The sequence below is a fragment of the Mycobacterium sp. genome (assembly GCF_035506235.1).
GTDB lineage: Bacteria > Actinomycetota > Actinomycetes > Mycobacteriales > Mycobacteriaceae > Mycobacterium.
Map to the genome: position 1 here is coordinate 1 of NZ_DATJPU010000044.1, position 4,206 is coordinate 4,206.

The window sequence follows — 4,206 nt, forward strand, 5'->3', positions numbered from 1 at the left end:
CATGGAGAGTTTGTCGGGGTGAGGAAAGCAGCGACCCAGGTTGGCGGCTTGGGTGGTGCTGGCCGTCAGATATGTTGTGACGCAGTCGATTGCGAATCCTTTGGCCAGGTCGGCCTGGTGATCGACCTGGCCGGCGATGGCCGCGATCGGCGGTGGCGATGACGGGAACACCGCGCGCCACACCACCGCGAGCCCGTCGATGGAGGCGGAGGCGACGAGCACTGCCGGGATGATCCGGCCCGCCCCGCGGGCAGCGCCACTGAGTCGGCATTTCCAGGTGTCAGTCAAGACTGGCATCAGATCGCCTTGTGCCCAATGATTTTGATGCTGCTGACGGCAAAGGTGCCGTCGCTGGGGTCGGCCGGTTGGGGTTGGCCGGGAAGCAGGGGGGGCTGCTGATCCGGGGAGGGCGGCGCGCCAAGGATAGGAGCGAGAATGCTATCTTGCCGGCCCGGCGCCGGGGTGGTGGTGGGCGCGACCATGGGTGGGCGGCTTGTTTCTTGGATGATGACCGTGATCGCCGATGCCAGCAAGTTGGGGACGGGCATGACGGCCTCGCCGTGGACGTTGCCGGTGTTTTGGGTCTTGATGGTCTTGTCGGTGTCGTTGAACTGCCACTGCACCCGGCTGACCACACGGTGTTGCAGCCACGGGTCACCCTGATCGTCGCTGCCCGTCTTGTTGACCGCGCCAGGGACGATCGAGACCGCGGTGATCACATAGGCACGGCCGAGATCAATAGTCAGAACCTGGCCGTCGACTGGTCGCGCGCAAATCCACGGTGTGCGTGCCTGCGGGTCTGCTAGCGATTGGGCGGCCGTGGATCCGGGCGGGCAGTCAGCGGATGCGGTGAAAGGGATAGGCGCGTCGGTGGTTGCGGGCGTGGTCGATGTTGGGGGGACGGGCGTGGGAGGACGAGCAGCTGTGCTGGTGTGTGGTGGCGGCTGCGGGGGCCGCGGGTCGCGCGAAGTGAGCACACCGGCGCCCACCGTCACCACGGTGGCCAGAACGGCTGCGACGCCGAAAGTGACCGCGACCCACGGGGTGAACCGCGGCAACGAAGTCGGCGCCTTGCTGTCGGCGGGTGGATCGTCGGATGGCAAGTCGAGGTCCGCAACATCGCCGCCCGCGTGGTTGGTCTCATCGGGTTCATCCGGTTCGCGATCGCTGCCGTGCGAAGAGCGCACCTCATCGTCGTCGGGGGCAGCGTGTGGCTCATAGGACGACTGCGGGCCAGTGTCTGGCCCGGCGGTGGACACGCCAATGCCCCGCAACCAGTCTTGATCGTCGGTGACCGGGTTCACGGGCGAGTGCTCCGGTGGGTCGCACGCCGACGGCAGCGACGCCGACGTGCGGGCAGACGCGGCTGATGCAGCGCGGCCGGTGGTAGTGCGGGCGCGCAGACATTGAGGTAGCCGTCGTCGCGGTGCGCGGCAAAACCGGCGTCGTCGCCGCGCACGAGATAGAAGCGTTCACGGTGGGGTGCATGCGACAGCGGCATGGCCACCGGTTGTTGGGTCAGCGGCCGAACCGCGTCTTGGCGCCGGGTTTGTGCCCATAGTGCTTGTAAACGGTTGTCGTCACGGACGCGGCGGCCACGGGCACGCATCGTGGCGACCACCGCCCATGCGATGACAGCAACGATCAACAGGGGCGCGAGCCGCGCGACTAGCTCGAGCAGCGCCCACACGGCGAACATGATGCCGGCGCCGATCACGCCCAGTGCTGTGATAAACACTTTCACGTCGACCCCTTCCCACTGACCACCGTTGATGTTGGTCTTTAGGCGTTACAGTAGAGGTCTACGCACTATTCTGTCGACAACGCTGGACGACTTAAGCTCACTATGTCTACTTTTGTAGGCGTGAATGCACCTGAACATGGTTTGGCCCGGCTCGACCACTTCGTCAGCGAGCGGCTCGCCGTATTGCGGATGACCCGCGACGAGTTGGCCCGCCGCGGCGGACCTAACCGGACCACCCTTCACAAGGCGATCAGCGGCTCGAGGACCGTCTCGATGGCAACGCTGGCGCGGCTCGACGCGTCGCTCGGCTGGACACCAGGATCGGCGGCGGCGATCCTCCACGGTGGCACGCCGCAATCGCGCCTGCCACGCTCCGCCGAGGATACATACGTACTGACAGTGCTGCGTGCGGTCGACGGCATGCTCAAGGAATGCCGCGAGCTCCTGACCGATGTCCGCGGCTTGGTTAACGAGTTGGTGACCTCGGCTGGTGGCGATTGTGCCGGCTGAGGTCTTCGACGAACAGCGCCGCGCCTGGATTGCCGCGCACGCGGGGATCTTCTTGTTCCAGAAGCGCCGCGCTGAACTGCTCGGGAAAAGGCTACGTTCCCAGGCCCGCGCGCGGGCGGGTGCCCGCCCAGATCCCCACGATGACCAAGTCACTCCTGCGCTGGTGTTTCGTAGCCCGTCGACGTCAGCTGGTGGGCTGGAAACGATGATGGTCACGATCTGCGCGGTGGCCGCACCGCTGGGCTGGCTGCTTGGGCGCACGGTCTATAGCTGCATTCTCACCGTGATTCCCGAAAAGCTGCGGGCGTACCCGATTCCGGCGCTGCTGTGGGCCGGCGTGCTGTGCGGGATGCCGCTGCCGCTGCTCTACGATCCCTCTGGCAGCCTTTCGTCGGTACTGGTGGTGCCGTGGTTGATTGCGCAGATCCCGGCGACCTTCCTCGCCGCCGCCGTCTACGGGATTTTGGAAGGCTGGCTCGCTGTCGACGGATCAACCGATTGGTGGCCGCTAACGCCGGTGGCTGCCGACGTCGATGACGATCTGATTTTGGTGCCGGGGTATGTCTCGATGCCGACGGTGTTGGACCCGATACCGTCGGGGAGCAAGCCCAGGGAAACGCCGCGGCGATGCACACCAGCGGGCATCCGATGGTTTCCGATGCTCAGCGGGGCGACCATCGCGGTCGTGCTGATCGTTTGGTACTGCTACGCGGTCCTTTCCGCGTTGTTGAGCGCTCCCCCGCCGTTGCTCGGCTCCACCGGCTCGTCGCACGCCTTGGCTTCGGCGGCGGGCTGCATCAGCGGGAGTACGGGTATCGGTCCAGGGCACTTGCCGACGATTTGGGCTGGCCAACAACACCTTTCGCCGTCGATTTCCGGATAGCACGGAACAGATCAGTCCCGCGCGGAGCCTGGTGGCCAGTTGCATCTTGGGACCAATTTGGGCTGCGGCTTTCGTGGTTCGTGCGCTGCTGGTTCAACCGCTGCTGCACCTCAAGCTGCTGAATCCGCCCTGGATACCCTTGAGCACGTGTGGACCGGACCCGTGATCCTGACTCTTGGTATCTCAGGGTTCGCGTTGGTGCTGTCCGTGGTGTCGCTGGGTTGGCAGGTCGTCTCGTGGCGGCGCAACGGCCCGCGGGTCAAGGTTGTGCGGATCCAGGGAATCGGTCCGGGAAGGCCCCAAGGTGTGTGGTTCATTGGCGTAGAGGCGCGAAACTCTGGGCGGCTCGGAACGCAGGTCCAGCAGTTCGGATTTCAACTGCCAAACCACCAGGTCATTACGGTGCCCGAGGATTTCATGGGGCGCCCCATTGGGAACATGGATCTGCCGCCGGGTGGCACCGCCAGTGCCATGTACAACGCACGGGACATTCGGGATGCCCTTGCTGAGCATCGAATTACGAAGAAAGTGCGGCCCTTCGTGGTGACGGGACACGGCCGTTTCGAGGGTAAACGGGTCGACTTGGTCGGTGACGTCAACCGTCAGAGCCGGTTTTTTTGATGCTGCATGGCCCAGCAGACGTAAGGTCATATCCTCGGAGGCCTGCGAAAATGCTGCCGCCGGGCATTTCGCGGTTGAGCGGGAAAAGCCCGGCGGCGTTCCAGGGGAGCCAGCATTAGCCGCGTTTCTTTTCCAGGCGGCGTTGGATGGCTTGGTCGAAGATTTTGGTGAACTCGCTCCAGTCGGGAATGTGGACAAGTTCGTTGGCGCTTCCTCGCTGCCTGCCGGTGGGGTCGATGCGCAGGAGTTGGGCTTCTTCACGGTTTTGGGGGAGCAGTTCTTGCCAGTCGATCATTTGGCCGAATTGCGATGACTGGGAACGGTTGCCGCTGCTGGATTCGTACGTGTCGGTGCGGCGGGTGGCCAATCCTGCCCAGTGGGAGGCTTGTTCAAGGAGATAGCGTTCGTGTGCGCCGTACATGATCAGTGTGCCGGGGAAGATGTCGCG

General features: G+C 64.6%; 5 protein-coding genes and 2 pseudogenes. 3 read left to right on the top strand and 4 right to left on the bottom strand.

Features of this window, described 5'->3' with window-relative positions; translation table 11 throughout:
* The 3 genes and pseudogenes from VMD50_RS04530 to VMD50_RS04540 all read right to left on the bottom strand — a co-directional run.
* A pseudogene (locus tag VMD50_RS04530) lies at positions 1-297 on the bottom strand (conjugal transfer protein); the annotation flags it as partial.
* Positions 297-719 carry a hypothetical protein gene (locus VMD50_RS04535; RefSeq protein ID WP_325425288.1) on the bottom strand — a complete coding sequence of 141 codons (423 nt, stop codon included), beginning with the start codon at positions 717-719 and terminating at the stop codon, positions 297-299. The pseudogene VMD50_RS04530 and the gene VMD50_RS04535, both read right to left, overlap by 1 nt.
* 581 nt (positions 720-1,300) lie before the next feature.
* On the bottom strand, positions 1,301-1,717 hold the full coding sequence (locus VMD50_RS04540) for a hypothetical protein (RefSeq protein WP_325425290.1): 417 nt from the start codon (positions 1,715-1,717) through the stop codon (positions 1,301-1,303).
* 147 nt (positions 1,718-1,864) lie between these two features.
* Between VMD50_RS04540 and VMD50_RS04545 the strand changes: the two genes are divergently transcribed.
* From VMD50_RS04545 to VMD50_RS04555, 3 genes are all read left to right on the top strand, one after another.
* Positions 1,865-2,254, top strand: a complete 390-nt coding sequence (locus tag VMD50_RS04545; RefSeq protein ID WP_325425292.1) for a helix-turn-helix domain-containing protein — start codon at positions 1,865-1,867, stop codon at positions 2,252-2,254.
* Complete coding sequence (locus VMD50_RS04550) at positions 2,235-3,137, top strand: hypothetical protein (protein ID WP_325425294.1); 903 nt, start codon at positions 2,235-2,237, stop codon at positions 3,135-3,137. Before VMD50_RS04545 ends, VMD50_RS04550 begins: the two co-directional genes overlap by 20 nt.
* 147 nt (positions 3,138-3,284) lie before the next feature.
* Positions 3,285-3,758, top strand: a complete 474-nt coding sequence (locus VMD50_RS04555; protein WP_325425296.1) for a hypothetical protein — start codon at positions 3,285-3,287, stop codon at positions 3,756-3,758.
* Between the two features lie 115 nt (positions 3,759-3,873).
* Here the strand turns inward: VMD50_RS04555 and VMD50_RS04560 are convergent.
* A pseudogene (locus VMD50_RS04560) lies at positions 3,874-4,206 on the bottom strand (type IV secretory system conjugative DNA transfer family protein); the annotation flags it as partial.